Origin of the sequence: Ruminococcus sp. YRD2003 (assembly GCA_900109435.1) — a bacterium.
GTDB lineage: Bacteria > Bacillota > Clostridia > Oscillospirales > Ruminococcaceae > Ruminococcus > Ruminococcus flavefaciens_G.
On the sequence record FNZT01000009.1, the window covers coordinates 160,978 to 181,538 of the forward strand.

Annotated in this window: 18 protein-coding genes; 9 read left to right on the forward strand and 9 right to left on the reverse strand. The window is 53.1% G+C overall.

Annotated features, from left to right (window positions below; all coding sequences use genetic code 11):
- Window positions 1-175 precede the first annotated feature (175 nt).
- On the reverse strand, window positions 176-352 hold the full coding sequence (locus tag BMX22_RS08835; RefSeq protein WP_318259719.1) for an ATP-binding protein: 177 nt from the start codon (window positions 350-352) through the stop codon (window positions 176-178).
- A 521-nt stretch (window positions 353-873) separates the two neighbouring features.
- Here BMX22_RS08835 and BMX22_RS08840 point away from each other — a divergent pair.
- The 4 genes from BMX22_RS08840 to BMX22_RS08860 all read left to right on the forward strand — a co-directional run bounded on the left by BMX22_RS08840 (window position 874) and on the right by BMX22_RS08860 (window position 3,142).
- Window positions 874-1,308, forward strand: coding sequence for a hypothetical protein (locus BMX22_RS08840; protein WP_143055506.1), 435 nt, complete (start codon window positions 874-876; stop codon window positions 1,306-1,308).
- Between the two features lie 170 nt (window positions 1,309-1,478).
- Entirely contained in the window at window positions 1,479-1,895 is a 417-nt protein-coding gene (locus BMX22_RS08845; protein ID WP_074742109.1) for a hypothetical protein, read from the forward strand.
- Between the two features lies 1 nt (window position 1,896).
- Entirely contained in the window at window positions 1,897-2,082 is a 186-nt protein-coding gene (locus tag BMX22_RS08850; RefSeq protein ID WP_074742110.1) for a hypothetical protein, read from the forward strand.
- A 367-nt stretch (window positions 2,083-2,449) separates the two neighbouring features.
- Window positions 2,450-3,142 (forward strand): glycoside hydrolase family 25 protein, encoded by a 693-nt coding sequence (locus BMX22_RS08860; RefSeq protein WP_074742112.1) that lies wholly within the window; start codon window positions 2,450-2,452, stop codon window positions 3,140-3,142.
- A 100-nt stretch (window positions 3,143-3,242) separates the two neighbouring features.
- Here the strand turns inward: BMX22_RS08860 and BMX22_RS08865 are convergent, their stop codons facing one another.
- The 5 genes from BMX22_RS08865 to alr all read right to left on the reverse strand — a co-directional run bounded on the left by BMX22_RS08865 (window position 3,243) and on the right by alr (window position 7,102).
- A complete protein-coding gene (locus tag BMX22_RS08865) occupies window positions 3,243-4,310 on the reverse strand; it encodes a branched-chain amino acid aminotransferase (protein WP_074742113.1) in 1,068 nt (355 codons plus the stop codon).
- 62 nt (window positions 4,311-4,372) lie between these two features.
- On the reverse strand, window positions 4,373-4,504 hold the full coding sequence (locus tag BMX22_RS16865) for a hypothetical protein (RefSeq protein WP_318259720.1): 132 nt from the start codon (window positions 4,502-4,504) through the stop codon (window positions 4,373-4,375).
- A gap of 126 nt (window positions 4,505-4,630) precedes the next feature.
- Window positions 4,631-5,245, reverse strand: a complete 615-nt coding sequence (locus tag BMX22_RS08870) for a TIGR04100 family radical SAM protein (protein ID WP_074742114.1) — start codon at window positions 5,243-5,245, stop codon at window positions 4,631-4,633.
- Window positions 5,242-5,955, reverse strand: coding sequence for a SecDF P1 head subdomain-containing protein (locus tag BMX22_RS08875; protein WP_074742115.1), 714 nt, complete (start codon window positions 5,953-5,955; stop codon window positions 5,242-5,244). Before BMX22_RS08875 ends, BMX22_RS08870 begins: the two co-directional genes overlap by 4 nt.
- A gap of 10 nt (window positions 5,956-5,965) precedes the next feature.
- Window positions 5,966-7,102, reverse strand: a complete 1,137-nt coding sequence (gene alr / locus BMX22_RS08880) for an alanine racemase (protein ID WP_074742116.1) — start codon at window positions 7,100-7,102, stop codon at window positions 5,966-5,968.
- Between the two features lie 109 nt (window positions 7,103-7,211).
- Between alr and BMX22_RS08885 the strand changes: the two genes are divergently transcribed.
- The 4 genes from BMX22_RS08885 to BMX22_RS08900 all read left to right on the forward strand — a co-directional run bounded on the left by BMX22_RS08885 (window position 7,212) and on the right by BMX22_RS08900 (window position 10,804).
- The gene (locus BMX22_RS08885) at window positions 7,212-7,901 is read left to right on the forward strand and encodes an SLOG family protein (protein WP_074742117.1); all 690 of its coding nucleotides are present in this window, start codon (window positions 7,212-7,214) and stop codon (window positions 7,899-7,901) included.
- Between the two features lie 350 nt (window positions 7,902-8,251).
- Complete coding sequence (locus BMX22_RS08890) at window positions 8,252-9,142, forward strand: LCP family protein (protein WP_074742118.1); 891 nt, start codon at window positions 8,252-8,254, stop codon at window positions 9,140-9,142.
- Entirely contained in the window at window positions 9,143-9,907 is a 765-nt protein-coding gene (locus BMX22_RS08895; protein ID WP_074742119.1) for a TatD family hydrolase, read from the forward strand. It begins immediately after the preceding gene.
- A gap of 141 nt (window positions 9,908-10,048) precedes the next feature.
- On the forward strand, window positions 10,049-10,804 hold the full coding sequence (locus tag BMX22_RS08900; protein WP_074742120.1) for a PP2C family protein-serine/threonine phosphatase: 756 nt from the start codon (window positions 10,049-10,051) through the stop codon (window positions 10,802-10,804).
- Window positions 10,805-10,988: 184 nt separating this feature from the next.
- Here the strand turns inward: BMX22_RS08900 and spoIVA are convergent, their stop codons facing one another.
- Both spoIVA and BMX22_RS08910 read right to left on the reverse strand, forming a co-directional pair.
- Complete coding sequence (spoIVA, locus tag BMX22_RS08905) at window positions 10,989-12,464, reverse strand: stage IV sporulation protein A (protein WP_074742121.1); 1,476 nt, start codon at window positions 12,462-12,464, stop codon at window positions 10,989-10,991.
- Between the two features lie 18 nt (window positions 12,465-12,482).
- Window positions 12,483-14,036: a DUF3794 and LysM peptidoglycan-binding domain-containing protein gene (locus BMX22_RS08910; RefSeq protein ID WP_074742122.1), complete on the reverse strand. Its 1,554-nt coding sequence runs from the start codon at window positions 14,034-14,036 to the stop codon at window positions 12,483-12,485.
- A gap of 236 nt (window positions 14,037-14,272) precedes the next feature.
- Between BMX22_RS08910 and BMX22_RS08915 the strand changes: the two genes are divergently transcribed.
- Entirely contained in the window at window positions 14,273-17,029 is a 2,757-nt protein-coding gene (locus tag BMX22_RS08915; RefSeq protein ID WP_074742123.1) for a glycoside hydrolase family 9 protein, read from the forward strand.
- Between the two features lie 67 nt (window positions 17,030-17,096).
- Here the strand turns inward: BMX22_RS08915 and BMX22_RS08920 are convergent, their stop codons facing one another.
- Complete coding sequence (locus tag BMX22_RS08920) at window positions 17,097-20,540, reverse strand: glycosyl hydrolase family 95 catalytic domain-containing protein (RefSeq protein ID WP_074742124.1); 3,444 nt, start codon at window positions 20,538-20,540, stop codon at window positions 17,097-17,099.
- Window positions 20,541-20,561: the final 21 nt, after the last annotated feature.

Here is a 20,561-nt window from a genome sequence, read left to right on the forward strand (position 1 = left end):
GCACCTCCTTCCTTGGCTTCTGTCGGTTAGACGGACTAAGTACGGAAACGTTACAAAGTTTTTCAAAAATTTTCAAAAAAAATTTTTTGCGGGAGTTTACGGCTTCTGAACAGCCCTTCCCGCAACGTATGACAGCTTTGCCGCCGACTCCGTGCCGACGGCAATTTCTTATCTGTTACGCGAGCCTCACCACCAGAGTGATGCTGAAGCACCCGCTCTCTATCTCGGCATAGACCTCGCCGTCCATGAGGCTCATGAGCCTCTTGCAGTTGAAGAGCCCGAGACCGTTTCCCTGCGCCTTATCGGCGCTTGCGCCGCGGTGGAAGCTCTCGGATATCTGCGGGAGCTCCACGTTCTCGTCGTCGATGACGGCAGTGCGGTCGGATAGATTGAGTGTGACGCCGTCAGCCGTGATCTCTTCGCGCGGAGGAAGTCTGTCAGCAGCGAGGCGAGCTCCTTGTCGTCCTCGACGATAAGTATGGCGGTCATATGATCACCACCTGTATCCATTTTATCATAATGCGGTAAATAAAGCAAGTAGGGCGGACTGAAATGTCCGCCCGTGTGAGATGTTTGTAAAGTCGGGTATCGGGTGGCTCACCGCTTACCAGCCCTGTTCCATGAGGCAGTTTTTGAGCGCGCGCTCACGCTCGCGCAGCTCCTTTTCTCCGCCGTCGAAGCTGCCCATTACCTTCTCGCCGACTACGTTCGCGACAAGAGCCTTTATGAAGCAATAGGCAAGGTACAGATTACCTTTGATGAGAACGCGCCTTTACAGCAGCTTATATGCTCCGTGACGGCTCAGGAAAAAGCGTTCAGAAAGTTAAAGGTAAAAAGTTTTCCCGAAAGGAAAAGGACTATTACGGCGTACATATGGACGTTCTGCAAATGCACTTCGGCGAATATCCGAACATCGAGTATGACTTCGAGGGCGGTAATGTTGTTGGTATAAGCACAGCGTATAAAACGCCTGAAAAGATACACAAGTCCAAAGTCGAGGGCAACAAAGCCTATGCTGAAAAGCACGACGGACATACTCAGTTCTTCAATGAGGACGGTAGAAGTACAGCGTTTCACGAAATGGGACATATCTATGCTGATAAGAAAGGCATTCCCGAGGGCTTTGCCGAGGATGCTGAACGTTGGCTCAAAGAGAGCAAATGCGATATGCTGAAATCTACTGATGAGGCGTGGGCAGAAGCGTGGGGAGCTTACCACACTAAGAATCCTGATTTGCCTGATTATATGCTGAATATGTTGAAAAGGTTTCAAATGCACCTATTGACATTTCGGCAGAAAATGGTATAATAGAATCAGGAAATAATCACGCTCTTGGAGATTCCTCAGCAGAACAATATGAGCCTAACTATTCTTTTGAACCTAAAGTTACTCCAGAAGTTCAGGAAGCCTTTAACGAAGAGTATAATAAGGCTGTTGAATTATATGGTGAAATCAATACTGTTTCTGGTGTTGATGTGATGACAGATGTTTCAAAAGATGAAGGAAATTACAATGATAATAGTCGCTGGATTTCACTTCGCCATGCAAAAAAGAAAAATGGTTTAAAATTAATGGCTGCTGTTGCGCAAGAGAAATATAAAAACGGTAAATGGTCAACTGGTCATCCACGACACGCAATGAGACATGAAATAGGTCATGCTATACAGCTCCATTATAGTATGAATGACACAAACTGGTCGGAAAAGTTGCTTAAAATATCTGATATCTTTCAAAAAGCCATTCAAGAAATTGAGGGGTATACAATGCCGTCATCATATATTGGTGACGATATTGAGGAATTCATTTCCGAATGTGTAGCTGCAAGCTTTTTAAATCCTAAGAAGCAATCAAAAACTGTTAAGGATGTTTTCAGAATAATTACAGGGGGTGCGTAATATGCAGGAAATGCCAATTAAAATTGCAGAATGGACTGAACTAAGATTCCCAGAAGGAAGACGTTTCCTTAAAGACGATGCTCCTGATGATGTTCGCCGTGAAGCTCTTGAATGGGAAAGAGAGTTCAATAATAAAACAGGCCGCAGACGTATAGTAAATATTGATATAGAAACCGCCCAGCAATGAGCGGTTTTCTTATACCCATTTGAAGGAGGTGAGGAGAATGGATAGTTCAGACCGTATCGAAATAACCTTCAAGAGCGGTGAGACTATCTCTTACGATAGCTTAATGGCATTACGTCTGAGGGGAGGTTTTTTTACATACAATTTTACATACAATCGAGACATTATTTCACCGAATCTAATAAGGCAGAACTCGAAAAATAGCCGTTTTCATAAATGGAAAAGGTCGCGATTTTAACAAGTCTTTAACTTTTCTTTAAGGCAGCACCGCACAAAGAGCGTTTGATTGCTTTTAACACTTTTGTGACGTCCCGCATACAATGAGAAAGCGGCTGTATACAGCCGCAAACGCAAAGGAGGTGTGAAAGCGATGACTAAAAACGGAATTGATGTTTCCGAGTGGCAGGGTGATATCGACTGGTCGGCGGTACGCACGGACTTCGTGATCATACGAGCGGGCTATGGCAGGGAGATATCGCAGAAGGACAAGAAGTTCGAGCGCAACTACGCGGGCGCAAGGGCGGCAGGGATACCCTGCGGCGCATATTGGTACAGCTACGCGATGAGCGAGGATGAAGCACGCCGCGAGGCTGCTGTGTGCATCGAGGTGCTCCGCGGGAAGCAGTTCGAGTATCCGATATATCTCGACGTTGAGGAGCAGAAGGTGCTCGCTCTCGGTCGGGAGAAGGTCAGCGGAATAATAGCTGCTTTCCTTAAAGAGCTTGAAAATGCGGGCTATTTCGCGGGACTGTATATGTCAGCAAACCCGCTGACGAACTGTACCACTGACTATATAAAGAAGCGTTTTGCGATATGGGTAGCGAACTATGATGTTCCGAAGCCGAGCTACAGCGGCAGTTATGGTATGTGGCAGAAGTCGAGCAAAGGCAGGGTCGCGGGCATCAGCGGAAATGTGGATACCGATGAGTGCTATGCCGACTACCCGAAGGCAATAGTCGAGGCAGGCGACAACGGCTTTTCGGCTGCTCCCGTCAAGGACACGAAGGAGGTAACTCTCACTATCGACGGTCAGACCTACAGCGGGATGCTGAATGAGGTATAAACAGCCGCATAACACAAAAAGGCTCACCAAACAGGTGAGCCTTTGCTGTATTGGATCAGTGCTGACGAGGATAATCAGAACTTCGGATAAATACCGCCGATTATTCTACGGGAACTATCCAGTTGAATGTATCCTCTACCTTGCCCCACTGGATGCCTGTCATCGTATCATAGAGCATCTGAGATATCTTGCCTATCTTGTTGCCGTTTATCTCCATTACCTTGTCGCCCCATTTGAGGTGTCCGACAGGAGAGATAACTGCGGCTGTACCTGTGCCGAATACCTCGTCGAGCTTGCCTGCGTCGTAGGCGTCGGCTATCTCCTGGATGTCGATGCGTCTTTCCTCGACCTCGAGACCCTTGCTCTTGGCTACCTCGATAGCAGACTTACGTGTGATACCGGGGAGGATAGAGCCCTGAAGCATAGGTGTTACTACCTTGCCGTCAATTACGAAGAAGATGTTCATAGCGCCGACTTCCTCAATGTACTTCTGCTCAACGCCGTCGAGCCAGAGCACCTGTGAGTAGTTCTGCTTGTGAGCCTCGTCCTGACCGATAAGGGAAGCAGCGTAGTTGCCGCCTGTCTTTGCAAATCCCATACCGCCTCTTACTGCACGGACATACTTGCTCTCAACGTAGATGTTGACGGGGTTGAGTCCGCTCTCGTAGTAAGCGCCCGAGGGTGAGAGGATGATGATGAAGAGGTAGTGCTCGCCGGGCTTAACGCCGAGGAACGGGTCAACTGCGATGATGAACGGACGGATGTAGAGTGACTCGCCTTCCTTGGAGGGTACCCAGTCCTTCTCGACCTTGAGGAGCTCCATGAGGCACTGCATACCGAGTTCTTCGGGGAGCTGCGGGATAACAAGTCTCTCGTTGGACTTGTTGAGTCTCTTGAAGTTCTCCATAGGACGGAAGAGCTGTACCTTGCCTTCAGCGGTACGGTAAGCCTTCATGCCCTCGAAAACTTCCTGACCGTAGTGGAAGCACATAGCGGCAGGGGAGAGACCGATCTCGCCGTAAGGCTTGATCTCGGGGTCATGCCAGCCCTGTCCCTCATCGTAGGGCATTACGAGCATATAGTCTGTGAAGATGTGACCGAAGCCGAGCTTGTCACCGGGCTGGGGCTTAGCCTTGAGAGCTGATGCTTTTGTGAATTTGATTTCCATAGTATTCAACCTTCTTTGATATATTTTCCGTACACATCTTTGAGCACGGAATAATGATAAACTCAGTTAGCGGAGAAGTATTTCTTCTCGTAGATCTTCTTGCAGACGATGACGGTAGCGGTCGCTGCGGCACCTACTGCCACGACAGCGCCTGTTATCGACACTGCAAGGATGAGCTTGGTTTTCTTATCCATAGTTTTTCCTCCCTGTTAGAGTTGGGGACAATTACCGTTTTTAATTATACCATATTTTTCAACTATTTTCCATAGGGCAAATCCAAAAAACTGCACAAATAATAGTGTTGATGTTTGTGCATACTGTCAATCATCAAATGTGCGTATGCGGAGGGTGGCTCCGAGGCTCTCGCACACCTCGCGTGAAGCGTCTATCTGCTCCTGCGGGATAACATCGACTATTGACATAATGACCTCGGCATTGCCCGTCTTTACGCAGTCGGAGGTGAAGCTCTGCATAGCTTCCCATGCGTTATCGAATTTCGGGCGCGTCACTGCCATGTACTCGTCTTTGGTGCCTGCATTGAGGCTGACGGAGACGGTGTCCATGACCTCGCAGAGCTCCGCCGCGACGCTCCTGCCGTTGATAAGGTCGCCGAGACCGTTGGTGTTTATGCGGAGCTTTGGACATTTCCGCACCATTCTCAGCGCCTTTGCCACCGTGACAACATCGCTGACACGTTCGGTCGGTTCTCCGTAGCCGCAGAATACTATCTCGTCGTACTTGGAAAGGTCGCGCTTGGCGAGGTCGTCGAATATCTCGTCAAGTGAAGGCTCGTGCTCGAGCCAGAGCGGGTCGGAACCGTATGCGCCGTCGGCGTGCGTGCGTATGCAGAATGTGCAGGCACACGGACATTTATTGGTCAGGTTTATGTAGAGGTTTTTTCCGACCTCGTAGGAAATGGTCATTGCTTTTTTCATTTCTTATCGTCTCCGATCTTGTGTTCTGTTATTTCGAGTCCGCAGGGGAGAGCTCCGCTGTCTATGGCAGCAGCGAGCTCCATTGACGATTCAGCTGTGAGATCGCCCGAAATCACGGCGCTGCCGTTAAGTATCTGAGCTGACACTGTCGGTGCGGAGATGAGCTCGTTATCGAACCATATCGCGAGCGGCGTGGATGTGCCTGCGAGCTCGCCTGTAGCTTCAGCTAATTTGTCCTTGCCTGCATTGTTCGCCGTGATAACTACTGCGTATTCCATATCGTTTTCGGTATGCATCATCGTTGCGGATACTGTGTCAATATCCGAATTATCGAGTACGACCTCTCCCGTCGGGACAGTCTCTCCTTCGGAGTTCGTCTCGCTCCCGTCGCCCTTTCTGAACGTCATCTCACCGTGTCTGGTGATAATGTCCGGCGTGTCGTCGTTCCAGTTTTCGGCCGATACATCGAACTTTATCGTTGACGTGTCGTCGTTGTTGTAGGATACATCATACTGTACACCCGGGTAGATGCTCCCGAGTCTGCGGCAGGCTATCTCGGTACACTCGTGGAGCTTGCTGCTGTCTTCAGCTTTGAGCGTGATGCTGCTGTTAGCACTTTTGGAATTGCTTTTATCCGAAGCGTCGGGATTAGCAGCGCACCCGCTGAGGAGCATTGCCGCCGTGGCTGCGATCACAAAACATTTTTTCATTTCTTTCTCCTTAATCAATGTAGATCCTCGGTACACGCTTTGAAATGCCGCATACCACTTCATATCCGATAGTACCGTAGACCTGTGCGAGGTCGTCGGCAGTTATGATGTCGTCTCCGTCGCGTCCTATCATTGTCACTATATCGCCCGCCTTAGCCTCGGGGACATCAGAAACGTCCATCATGAGCTGGTCCATGCAGACACGTCCGACTATCTTACAGCGCTTGCCGCGGACAAGTATCTCGCCCTTGCCTGACAGGAGGCGTGAGTAGCCGTCCGCATATCCTATAGTTACTGTAGCCACGCGCATTTCATGCTCTGCGACAAAGGTGCGCCCGTAGCTGATACAGTCTCCCTTGTTCACGGTCTTGACGTGCGAAATGACGGCTTTCAGCTCCATGACGGGTTCGAGCCCCTCGGGGATATCGAGGCTGACGTCGGGGTGGAGACCATAGAGGATAATGCCCGCGCGGCTGAGTGTGCTGCGGGAGGTATTTCTGTAGCAGGTAGCGGCGCTGTTCATAAAGTGGCAGTGGCGGAGCTTTATCCCGCGGCTGACGAGCTCGTCATATGTGTCGAGTATGAACTTCTGCTGCTTGTCGGTGTAGGCGACATTGTCGGGAGCGTCGCTGTCTGCAACTGAAAAATGTGTATATATGCCCTCGGCAGAGAGCTTGTTTATCTTCATCATTTCGGCTATCTCATCGGCGCATTCGGCAGGAGTATCGTGCTTCAGACCGATGCGTCCCATGCCAGTGTCTATCTTGATATGGCAGCGTATCGACGCGGGAGAGTTCTGTGCGAGCGCCTGTGCGTATTCCGTGGAGACTACGCCCTGTATGATATTGTGCATGGATATCTCATGCGCGTACTCGGGAGGAGTGTAGCCGAGAATAAGTATCTCCGCATTGGGCGCGTAATTCCTTACGGCGATAGCCTCGTCGAGGTTTGACACCGCGAAGTAGGTTATGCCGCAGTCCTGTGCGAGAGTGCGGACGATATGCGCGTCCCCGTGACCGTAGGCATCAGCTTTTACGACTGCCATTACTTCGGTCGGAGGGGAGTTGAGCCCCTTTATTATCTCTACGTTCTTTCTGAGCTGGGAGAGCGAGACTTCCGCCCACGCTCTTTTCAGATACGGTTTCATGCTGTCATATCCTTTCTTTATATAAATGCAATGCTTTTTTGCTTGAATATGTTGCAATATTCTTTATTCTGTGGTATAATATTTTGTATCGACATATTTGAGGTGCGCTATGCTCAACTCTTTGATATCGGGAATGCCTGTCGGCTCTGCTTCGGAGCTGCACTGCGACCGCAGCAGGACGGTCTGTATCACAGGTCACCGTGAGAAAAACATCCTGCCGTATAAGGGCGACCCGCTGTACTCCGATATCACGCTCGGAGCAGTCAAGATGATGCTGTACAGGTATATTGATATGGCAGCCGAGCGCGGATACACCGATTTCATCAGCGGACTTGCCACGGGTGCCGACCTCTGGGCGGCGGAGTATATCGTACGCAAGAAGCAGATCGACCCGCGCATCCGTCTCATCGGAGCTATGCCGTATCTGCGGCATGCCGAGAGATTTTCGCGGGACTATGCCGCGCTTCTCGACTATGTGGAGAAGAATGCAGACGTGCTCGTCACTGTGAACGATGACCCCGATATAGTTTACAGCAAGCACGGCGGGGCAGCGGGTCTCTACCGCGACCGCAACTACTATATGGTCGACCGCTCCGCGGCGGTGATAGCCTTTCTCAATGAAGGCAGCTTCGCGTCGGGGACGTCACAGACCGTCAACTATGCCTACCGTAACGGGCGGCTGATTTGCCGCTTCGGTATTAATGACGTGTACGGGCTTATTGACCGTGCGGGAGCAGACCTGAGAAGCATACGGCGAGAGACCGCGTTTCTCAACAATGTTTTCGACACTGTGCTCTGACGCTGCATTATCATTATACCACATATGCAGAATATTTCAAGCCCCGACGGCGATTTTTCTGCATATATATAGTAAAAACAGCAGCTTTGCGGCACACTATGTTGTGAAAACGGCTAATTTCCGTGAACGCGCGTTCGATTTCAACAGAGTGTTGAATCTGCTGTTTAAACACGTGCTCCGTACTCACAAATTGTTGAAAAGTTGAAAAATCTGTTGGTGTAGATATTACGCCGTTTGACATTACTGTCGAAATTTGTGTTATGACTTTCATTCACTTTACAGTGAATAATCAAAGACAATACTTATACGTTTTGTTGACTTGGGTCACATCGAAAGGAGAAACATCTGTCATGGCAAAGAATAAGAAAGTCGGAAGTATCGCATTACCCTACCTTATAACGATATTCGTGGGTATTCTGGTAATAGGCGGAGGAACCTTCTTCTTCCTGCATCATCTGGGTGTACTCGGCGGAGAGAAGGAGCTCTCCGAGCCGCCTCCGAAGCAGGTCGCTACCACCACCTACGAGGACAACCACACTATCCTCTTTATACTTGACGAGCCCGACCAGAAGTGTTCGTCAACATTTGTGCTCATGCGCTCTATCCCTAAGGATAAGAAGCTCGTTTTCGTGTGCATACCCGCAAATACTATCTCACTGATAGACGGCGAGCAGAAGGGCATCAAGTCCTGCTACGAGCAGGGCGGTGCGGCTGAAGCGGTCAGCTTTACTGAGAAGGTGTTCGGCATCACGGTCGACAGATATATGAAGCTCGATTCTGAGGCATATATCAAGATATGCGATATCCTCGGCGGCGTTACCTATCCTATCTCCGAGGACATTGCGGGCTTCAACGGCGACGGCTCCGAGCAGTATCTCAACTCCGAGCAGATAGACAAGCTCACTACCTACGCACTCTTCCGCGGAGGCGAATATGAGCGTTCATATACGGCAAGCGCCCTCGTTTCGAGAATGGTAAACCAGTCTGACCTCGTGCGCGTGTCAGACAGCTTCGACAACAGCTTCAACAGCCTTGTGAACATGACTGAGACTGACATCACTGCCGTTGACTACAAGAAGTACAAGGTAGCGATAAAGACCATGCTCGAAAGAGGAAGCGGCAGCTCTATAGCTACTCCGCTCGTTCTTGACGGTGACGAGGCTGACTCCGATTACATCCCCGCTCAGGGCTTCATCAACGATTTCAAGGACAAATACTATACACAGTACGAGAATAAGTAAATGAACAACATTTTTGATACTCACGCCCACTATGCTGACCATGCTTTCGATGAGGACAGAGAGATGCTGCTTTCGGAGCTCCCCGAAAAGGGCGTGAGCTATGTGATGCTCGCTTCATCAAGCGTTGAGGATACCGCCGAGAATTCCGCTCTCGCCGAGCGGTACGACTACATCTACGCTGCCTCGGGAGTCCACCCCGAGAGCGTTGATACGACCCCCGCAGATTACCTTGATATCGTCACGGACACTGTCAAGTCCAATCCGAAGGTGCGCGCGATAGGGGAGATAGGGCTCGACTACCACTACGAGGGCTATGACCGCGATAAGCAGATAGTCCTGTTTGAGGAGCAGATAGTCCTCGCGAAGAAGCTTGGGCTGCCGATAATCGTCCACAGCCGCGATGCTGCCGAGGATACGCTCGAACTGCTGAAAAAGCACCGTCCCGCCGGAGTCGTACACTGCTTCTCCTATTCGGCGGAGATTGCTAAGGAGATAGTGAAGCTCGGGATGTACGTCGGTTTCACGGGAGTCCTCACATTCAAAAACGCGAAGAAGCCCTGCAAGGCTCTTGCAGAGGTGCCGCTCGACAGGCTGCTGCTTGAGACGGACTGCCCATATATGGCTCCCGAGCCGTTCAGGGGAAGGCGCTGCGACAGCTCGCTCATCGCGTACACGGCACAGGCTGCCGCCGCGATAAAGGGGCTCGAAGTACAGGAGCTCCTTGATATAACCTGCGAAAATGCGATACGATTTTATTCTATATGAGCCTTTAGCCGTTAGCCTTTAGCCGTTAGCTCATTGTGTCCGCTTCGCGGACGAAATTTTAAATAATATCGCCGTAAGGCGATACCATTAGCTAATGGCTAACGGCTAAAAGCTAATGGCTACAAGAAAACGAGGTCACGTATGTTTTACTGCTGCGGTATAACTGAAAAAGGCATCATGCCTCATAACGAGGACGCTATGCTCGTCGGCAGAAACGTCCTCACGGACGGCAGGCTCGAGCACAGGCTGTCCGCACCGTTTATTGCCGCAGTTTCCGACGGCGTATCGGGTGAGAACGCGGGCGAGCTCGCGTCGAAGATGTGCCTTGAAATGGTGCGCGACATCACAGACTACCGCAAGGGCGAGCTCAGGGCTGGGCTGATGGAGATACACCGCAGCCTCGCCGAATACAGCGAGGATGACCCCGACAGCCGCAATATGCAGACCACACTTTGCGGAGTTGCCGTCGCGGATGACAGGCACGTTGTCGCTTTCAATGTCGGAGATTCGCGGCTTTACCGCTTTCGTGCAGGGAAAGTCCGCCAGCTCTCGCGCGACCAGTCGCTCGTGCAGCTGCTCTATGAGGAGGGCTCTATCACTCAGGAGGAGCGCCGCACTCACGTTCACAGGAACATCATCTTCCCCGCGTTCGGCAATGTCAAAAACGACCCTAAAATAGACGTCGAAGAGATAGAGGGCGGCATGGAGTACGGAGATGTGCTCCTGCTGTGCAGCGACGGGCTCTCGGATTACCTCTCCGCCTACGATATACAGGAGGTCATGGAGCTTCCGAAAAGCCTGCCGAAGCGGCTCGATATGCTTGTCAAGGAAGCGCTGCTCCGCGGCGGAACGGACAATATCACCGTCTGCGCTGTGGTGTGCGAATACGATGGATAAAAAAAGGAGTACCGAGAGGTACTCCTTTTTTGCATATTGTAGGGGCGTATTCCGTGCGCCCGTACGTGTTTCCTTAAAAAAGTCTGCATATAAAGGGCTGTCGAGGACGCCAGCCCCTACGAAATGTTGAATCAACGCAGTGTAGGGGACGGCGTCCACGACGTCCCGCACATTACCTGAGCATTTACAATATAAAGCATATCAGCCCCGAGCAGCCGTCGTTTATCACTCGCTCGAGTGTCTCTTGCAGCTTCATTCGCGCGTCAACGGGCATTTTGTAGAGCTTGTTGTGGAGTCCCTCGTTGACGAGCTCATGCAGCGACTTTCCGAAAATGTTGCTCTCCCATATCTTCTTCGGGTCGTCGTCGAAGCCGTCGAGCAGATACATCACAAGCTCCTCCGACTGCTTCTCCGTGCCGACGATAGGCGAGACGGTGGTATTGATATTCGCCTTCATCAGGTGTATCGACGGCGCGGACGCTTTCAGCTTAACTCCGTATTTTCCGCCCTGCTTGATTATCTTAGGCTCCTCCAGCGAGAGCTCCTCCAGCTCGGGCATAACGATGCCGTAGCCCGTTGCTTCGACCTCCTCCAGCGCGGGAGCTATGCGCTCATACTTGCGGCGAATGGAGTTGAGCTCCATGAGAAGGGGCATGAGGTCACTCTCGCTTTCGAGTTCGATGCCCGTCGCCTCGCCGAGGATCTTGTAGAAGAGACTGCTGTCGAGTTCGGCGGTGATAGTGACCGAGCCTTTGCCGAGGTCGATAGCAGTTGCGGCGGCACTGACTATATGCGGACACTCCGCCATTGCCTGAACAGAGGCGACCGCCTCCCGCACGAGCCGCACGTCTTTTGCAGCCTCGCGAATGCAGTCGAGGATCTCGCTTTTCAGCCAGTGCCCCTTCTCGAGGGAGTTTATCCAGCGTGCTGTGCGGATATTTATCTCTTTTACGGGGAAGGAGTAGAGCATCTCGCGTATCATGCCGCGGATGTCCTGCTCGTCGAGACTGAGGCAGTTCACGGGTATCACCTTCGCGTCATAGCGGTCGGAGAGCTCCGCGGCGAGAGCCTTCGCCTCGGGAGAGGTCGGGGAGGTGGTGTTCAGCACGACGATGAACGGCTTGCCGATAGCCTTCAGCTCGCGGATAACGCGTTCCTCGCACTCTTCGTACTCACTGCGCGGGATATCCGAGATCGAGCCGTCCGTGGTGACGACGAGCCCGATCGTGGAGTGGTCGGTGATGACCTTCTGCGTTCCTATCTCCGCCGCCATATTGAACGGTATCTCCTCGTCGAACCACGAGGTCATGACCATGCGCGGCTGCTCGTTCTCTATGTAGCCGACGGCGCTCGGGACTATGTAGCCCACGCAGTCGATGAGACGGACGTTGAATGTTGCACCGTCCCCGAGGCTGACCTCGACCGCTTCCTCGGGTATGAACTTGGGCTCGGTCGTCATGATGGTCTTGCCCGCGGCAGACTGCGGGAGCTCGTCGAGTGCGCGTTCGCGGACGAATTCGCTTTTGATGTTCGGGATGACGAGCGACTCCATAAAGCGCTTGATAAAGGTCGACTTGCCTGTCCGCACGGGACCGACAACTCCGATGTAGATATCGCCGCCTGTACGCTCGGCGATGCTCGAATAGATATCTTTAGCCATATTATGCTCCTTTGCAGATTATTCTTTTATCGGGATAAGCAGCATCCTGCCGTTTTCAAGCTTTTCGCCCGTGAGCTCGTTCTCCTCCATTATCGCGGATGCGTCGGTGCTGTAACGCTTGGCGATGTCCCAGACATCTTCGTTCTCGACGCCAAAATAAAGCTTTATCGCGTAGTCCCCGTCGCGCTGCTTCTTCACGGAGTCATCGACTGTGACAGCGGTCACGGCGCGTATGGCAGCTGAGCTGCCCGCGCTTATCTTCAGCGGGATATCAGCCTTTGCGGTGAGTACACCCTCGGGCGAGATGTTGTAGGAGACATTTGCTCCCGAGAGCTCCGCGGAGACCTCAGCGCCCGTGAGGTCGTCGCCGATATCTATCTGCTCCTCGAAGGCTTCATCCCTGTCGGGCATTATCATCTGTCCCGAGTTGTCCTTAGCCGCCATAGAATAGGTCAGCATCCCCGTGATCATGACGGAGCGACCGTCTTCACCTACGCGGGTGTTGATGTTCTTGGGAGTACACCACAGCGCGTATATCTCAGCGGGGACGGCGTCTCCCTCTGCGAGCACAGCCGAGTGGCGGAAGCTCTCCGCATAGACTGACGGCATCTGCTGAGCCTGTATCTCTGAGTATTCGACCTCGCATGGGTAGACAGTCGAATACGCATCCACAGCCGCCATAATGTCGGAAGTCTTGACAGCGCGGCAGGTTATGCGCAGCTCGGGCTCACATTTGAGCAGTCGGTTCTCGCCGTCCTTGTCGGCGGTCGGCGTCAGCTCGCAGCTTATGATCTCCGCACGGACGATGCACTCATATGTGTCGTCGAGCCCCTCCATGTCGAGTATCTGACTGTAGGGGATAGTGAAGCTCATCGGCTCGAGCGAGGAGCTTCCTCCGCTGCTGCACGAATAGAGAATATCAGCCTTTATCTCGCCCTTTGCGAGGAGCTTGCCCGATACTGTCTTCATCTCGCACTCGCCCGCGGAGCAGGTACGGTACACTATGTCTATCACGGGCGGCTGAGCTGCGCTGAGCGCTACCTCCTCCGAGAGCTGTACGGTCTTTTCGGCGCTGAGCCTGTTAGCTGCGAAGCGCACAGGTGCTTTTTTCAGCTGGATATTCATGCCGAAGGCGTCGCTGACGACCTCCTGCGAGCGCTCGCCGCGTACACTGATGCGTACGGAAACTGCACCTCTGACGTCAAGACGGCGCTTGTTCACGGCGCGGAAGTTGATGTGGTCTGATTTAGCTGCAAGCGTGACCTCGGGTGAATCGGTGCTCCTTCCGAGCTCCACAGTCTTGGAGTAGTCCTGTTTCTGCGTTACGCATCTGAGCTCCGAGCCGTCCTCGCCGCAGTAGAGCAGGCGTATCTCGCACCTGAGCTCATATGTCAGGCGGTCGCCGCTCACCGACCAGTCCGATACCACGGGTATCACGTCGCACCGCACGAGCCTTACGATGTCAGGGTAGTAGTCGGGGAGTATATAGTCGAGCTCGACTCCCTGTTCCTGTACGCCGCTGTAGATGATCTCCTCGGCGGGCACAGCTTCTCTGTTCAGTCTGAATTCCATATATTGACCTCCTTGAAAAAATGCTTTACAGCATTATATTCAGGAGCACGTACAAGTATTCCGACAGTGGAGATATGGCGTGATATTGCACAAAAATCGGAGCTGTTACGGCTGATTTTTCACGTTCCCGCCGTTTAATATTTAGAAAATGTAAACTTTCGCGCAGCAGTGTTTACTTTTGCCTCCAAAAGGATTAAAGTATATAATGTATTATTATGTTTAGGAGGCATTCACCAATGAGAAAACAGCTTATAGGCAAAGCAGTTTCCGCATTTATGACAGGTGTTATCGCGGTGGGAAGCACTGCTCCCGCGATACTGTCGCCGTATTCCGCTTTTGCGGGGCAGCAGCTCGGTCAGACCGACTTCGACGAGGGAGTTGGTCTGCCGTGGCATATCTGCGAGTCGGCTCCCGGAGAGATGGACTTTGAGATAGACAACGGAGTCTACAAGATAACGATAGTCAATCCCGGCGGAGCTTCGCAGGGCGGCGAGGACAGGTGGGACTGCCAGTTCCGCCACCGCGGACTCAAGATAGTCTCTGGGCATCAGTATAAGGTCAGCTACGAGATAACGGCGTCAAACAGCGGAAAATTTTACACCAAGATAGGCAACCTCGACGGCGACGTGGAGATATGGCATAATATGTCCACGGGCGACGGCGACTTCAACAATACGTGGGACCCGATACAGATAAACGCCAACGAGACGAAGAAGGTCGAGGTCACATTCACTCCCTCGCAGTCTATGGAGGTCGCGGAGTGGGCGTTCCACCTCGGCGGCGACGGACAGTACACCCCCGGCGGGTGCTTCCCCGCGGGAACTGTCATCACCTTTGATAATATGTCGCTCATCGACCTCAGCAGCGACGAGAACGACTATGTTCATCCCGAAGAGGAGCAGAGGCATTTCGTACTCACGAATCAGGTCGGCTATTTCGTTGGAAGAGCGAAGCGTGCCACCTTTGTCAGTGAGGACACCAAAAGCAATTTCACCTTCGACGTCATAGACGAGAACGGCGAATCCGTTTATTCGGGCAAGGCTCAGAAATTCGGCTATGACAAGGACTCTGACGACAATGTGTATATCCTCGATTTCAGCGATCTCGACGACGAGGGAACTTATCACATCGAGACCTCGGACGGCAATGTCAGCCGTGAATTCGCAATAGGCGGGAGCTCGGTATATTCGAGTATGCTCTATGACTCGCTCAACTACTTCTATCAGAACAGAAGCGGAATAGATATCGAGGCTTCTCTCATCACATCGGGAGACGCGAACGCTCTCGCGCGCAAGGCGGGTCACCCCAAGGATATGGCTGAGATAGAGCACACATGGGGCTACAGCGGTTCGAGCGGCAGTATCGACGTGACAGGAGGCTGGTACGACGCGGGCGACCACGGCAAATACGTCGTAAACGGCGGCTTCTCGCTGTGGATGATGCAGAATCAGTACGAGACGGCTGTGAAGTACGGCTTTGAGGACAAGTACGCCGACGGCACCATGAATATCCCCGAGAACACCAACAGCTACCCCGACCTCCTCGACGAGGCGCGCTGGGAGATGGACTGGATGTTCAGCATGATAGTCGACAGCGGCGAGTACAAGGATATGGTCTACCACAAGGCTCACGACGAGAAGTGGACTGCACTGGGCATAGCTCCCGCAGACGACGATATGAAGCGTATCGTAAAGCCTCCGACGACGGCGGCGACCCTCAATTTTGCGGCGTGTGCGGCACAGTCGGCTCGCCTCTGGAAGGGCATTGACGACAGCTTCTCGCAGAAGTGTCTCGACGCGGCAGAGAAGTGCTATGAGGCGGCAAAGAAGCACCCTTCGATGTATGCTCCGCTCGATGAGTCGGTCGGCGGCGGCGCATATGGAGACGACGATGTCACCGACGAATTCTATTGGGCTGCGACGGAGCTCTTCATCACAACAGGCAATGAGGACTATTACGACGATATACAGGAGAGCAAGTTCTTCCTCGATGTGCCTACCTCCCTCGGAGGCGGCGAAAGCGTTGATACTATCGGCAGTATGGACTGGGGCAACACAGCAGCCTGCGGAACACTCAGTGCCGCACTCAATACTAAGTCATTCGATAAAGGCGACGCTGAGATAATCACGGACGCGGTCACGAGTGCCGCCGACTACTACATAGACCTCGAGAATGAGCAGGGCTACGGCCTGCCATACGGTGCGAGCAAGCTCGCGTATAATGACTCAGACGAGGGCTACGTATGGGGAAGCAACTCCTTTGTTACCGATAATTCCATAGTTATGGCGTTTGCTTATCTGCTCACGGACGATGACAAGTATATGGACGGCGTCATCGGCGGTATGGACTACATACTCGGACGCAACCCTATGGATTACTCATACGTTACGGGCTACGGTTCACACACCACCGAGTACCCCCACCACCGCTACTGGTCCAAACTCATCGACGATGCTTTCCCGAAGGCTCCCTGCGGAGTAATGGCAGGCGGTCCCAATTCGGGTATGCAGGACCCGTGGGTACAGGGCAGCGGCTGGAAAAAGGGGCAGATAGCTCCGCAGAAGTGCTACCTCGACCACATCGAGGCGTGGTGCGTGAATGAGTGTACTATCAACTGGAACGCCTCGCTCGCGTGGGTAACGGGTTTCCTCGCGGAGGAGAACGGCGGTATAGTGGTAGGCGAGACGGGATGCTCTGCGGGAATTGTCAACGACACCGCCAAGGATGAGTCCGCCGCCAAGGTCACGACTTCCAAGACCGAAAAGAGCGGCAGGACGGTCACAACCGCAAAGGCAAAGGCTTCCAAGGCTGACGATGACTCCGAGAAAGGCTCGTCAGGTGTGTGGATAGCTATCGCGGTGATCGTGGCTGTTGTTATGTTTGCGGGAGTTGTCATCGCTATAGCGCTGATGATATTCATATATAAAATGGTGAAGCTCAGATCCGAAAACGGCGGCAAGCTGCCAAAATCCGACGAAAAGAAAAAAGATTAAGAAGTTCTTTCCTTAGCGAGACGGTGACAAAAAAAGGCGTGATAGATTTCTATCACGCCTTTGCTTTTTACAGCTTTTTGCTGCTGCCGAGCAGGTACTTCTGCAAGAGCACCATGTCGTTTATTGCAATTTTTTCGTCGGGGTCAATGTCAGCGTTTGACTTCGCAAGCCCTGTGAGTTCTTTCTTGCCTGTCAGTGCCTGACGTCCGAGTATAAGGTCGAAGGTGTCGACAACTCTGTCACCGTCAATATCGCCCTTGATACCGTAGAAGCTGAAATCCGCCACGTTGAAGAGGAAGTCCTCAGTGCCCGTGAATACAAGGTAAACGTCGTTTACGCCCTTGACCTGTTTGGTCTTGCACTCGAATTCCTTGAACTCCGTCCAGCCATCAGTTCCCGTGATATCACACGTTCCGAGCAGCGTGCCGTCAACTCCGCCCACTCGTATCTCTATCGTTCCGCCTGCGGATTCGCTCGCAGCGCTCACCTTGAAGCCCTGTGCGCCGCTCTCGAAATCCATGTTCCTGTAGACAACGTATGAGCCGTCGGTGATGTAGCCGAGGTCGGTGTCGTCGTGGTCTTTGCGGACTGTTCCGTGTTTGGAACGGTAGCTGCAAGCTGCGGTCTTATCGTAAGCCGAAACAGGTACGGGAGGCGTACTGCTTCCGCCGTAGAGCTCCAGCTCGTATACTCTCGCTCCGCCGTCGTTGCTCTGCGTAGAGGTCAGCAGCGTGAGTTTTACGTATCTTGCGGAGACATCTTTCAGGCTTGAACCCGCGACAGTCTTTGTGTTGCCGCAGACAGTGTCTATCTCGGACCAGCTTGTGCCGTCGGTGCTGCCCTCGAGTTTGAAATCGCGTGCGTTGTACTTGATATCTTCCTTCACGCCCGCGAACTTGATAACGTAGCGGCTGATGTCAACTTCTTCGCCGAGGTCGACCTGTATCCACTCTCCGCTGAGACCGTCCATATGACACCATTTTGTGCCGTCCTTGCCGTCCACAGCGAGAGCTGCTTCCTCGCCGCTTTCATTTCCTGAAGACGTTACCTTCTTGCCGAGCGCAAGATTCTGCATCTCGTCCGCCCCCTCTATCATCAGTGAGCCGTCGAGGGTATACTCCTGACCAGCCTCGGTGTCGAAGCTGACAGTAGCTCCTGCGTATCTGACTGTGCAGACGCCGCCCGAGCCCGAGAGGATAACTGCCTTGTCGAGCGAGCCGTCAGACCAGCTCATCTCTTTTATCGTGAAGTTGCCGCGCGCGCGGAGACCGTTCGCGTGACCTGTGTTCCACTTCTGAGGAAGTGCGGGGAGGAGCGATATCACGTCGTTGTGGCTCTGTAGGAGCATCTCTGTAACGCCCGATGTAAAGCCGAAGTTGCCGTCTATCTGGAAGGGCGGATGAGCGTCCCACAGGTTGTCGTAGAGGCGTCCGTTGCTTCCGACAGGCGAGCAGAGGAGCTTCACGAGTTTGTAGGCGTGCTCGCCGTCCTCGAGGCGTGCCCAGCAGTTGAGCTTCCAGCCCTCAGACCAGCCCGTACCGCTGTCGCCGCGTCCGTTGAGTGAAGTTGCCGCGCCCTTTGCAGTGGTCGGGTTGTCGGTGGGAGTTATCTCATATCCCGGGAAGAGCGCGTACATATGCGAGATATGCCTGTGGGTCTCCTTGGGGTTGTCCCAGTCGTGAGCCCACTCCTCTATCTGTCCCCATTTGCCTATCATCTCGGGGCGTATCAGTGTAAGCTTGGCGTTGAGGTCATCGCGGAGATTCTCGTCTCTGCCGAGTATCTCGGAGGCTTCGGTCACGCCCTTGAACAGCTCGCGGGTGATGCCGTTGTCCATCGTTACGCCGTAGTCGCAGAATGCCTCGTTCTGGCCGCTGTAGGGCGGGAGATTCAGCTCGGGAGAGGTACTCGGGTTGATTACCGAGTATTCCTGCCCGTCTATCTTGACAGTCTGCATGAGCCGGTTGAGGAATTGCGCACTGCCCTTTATCGTGGGGTATACCTTTTCGAGGTAGCTGTCGTTCTGATTGAAGCGGTATGCGTCGTAGAGCATATTCGATACCCACGCTCCGCCGACGGGCCACTGTCCCCACGCACCGTCTATCGGAGCTGTCCTGTTCCAGAGGTCGGTGTTGTGGTGGAGCACCCAGCCGTCGGATATGCCGTAGTGAACACGTGCGGTCTGGTTGCCGTTCTCCTGCATAGATATCGCCTTATCCACGAATGGCATGAAGCACTCTTCGAGGTTTGTCGTCATCGCAGGCCAGTAGTTCATCTCGTAGTTGATGTTTGTGGTAGCCTTGCTGCCCCACGCGGGCGAGGAGTATTTGTTCCATATGCCCTGCAGGTTCATAGGCTGAGCGTCGCGTGACGCGCTTATCATGAGGTAGCGTCCGTACTGATAGAGGACCTTTACCATTTTGGGGTCGTCGCTCCTGCCGAATTCGCTGATACGTGTCGGTATGGTCTTGGAGTTGGCAGCCGCGCTGTCTCCGCCGAGGTCGACGTCCACGCGCTTGAAAAGCTCCTGATAGTCAGCCTTGTGAGCGGCGTAGAGCTGGTCGTAGGTTTTCTTCTCAGCCGCTGCCATATCAGCCTTTGCGTCGCCCTTTTCGTCTCCGTTGCAGGTCTTGTAGTCGACAAAGTTTGTGCGCACGGTCGTGAGTATCATTACCGAATCAGCGCCCGATACGTTAAGCGAGCCGTTGCCCGCGCTGACTTTGCCGCTCTCGGGGATGACCTTGGTGCGCGAGGAGAAATAGACCGCACCCTTTACCCAGTTGTCGTCGCTGCCGTGACCGTTGGCAACGAGCGTATCGCCACCTTCTACGGAAGCTCCGCCGTTAAGCACGTTCTCATAGCCGAGGCTCAGCGATACCGAGCCCGACTTGTCGGCGGTTATGCGTGTCACCATAACTTGGTCGGGGTGGCTGACGAAGGTCTCGCGCAGGTATTTTACGCCGTTGCAGGTGTACTCCGTTCGCGCAACGGCGTCGTTCATATCGAGTACGCGCTGATAGTCAGTGACGTTCTTGTGTCCGAAGCTGAGTTTCAAGCCGCCGACCATCTGGTACTTCGCCTCGCCGCCGCCAATCATCTTGCTGCTGATGAGGTCGTTAGCCTCCTTGTATTTTCCGCTTTTCAGCAGGTCCTGAGCCTGCTTGAGATAGGAGGCAGCTCCATCTTTGTTGTTGTTGCTCGGCCCCGAGCTCCATACTGTACACTCGTTGAGGTCGATGAGTTCGTCGGGATAGTTTCCGTAGACCATTCCGCCGATGCGTCCGTTGCCGACGGGTAGAGCCTTGTAGAACGACTCGTCATTGTTCCATGCATTGTTGGTGTTGACATTGCCCGCCATGGTAGTGTAGCGCATGACCATGTCGTCGTCATATCCGTACTCAGCGGCATTTGCTGCTGCGGGCACCGTGCTCACCCCGGGAATCCCCGAGGCGAGCGGCAGTACCATGCACGCAGACAGGCACACCGAGAGCATTTTCTTTGTAATTTTCATCTTCGTTTATACCCCTTCTGA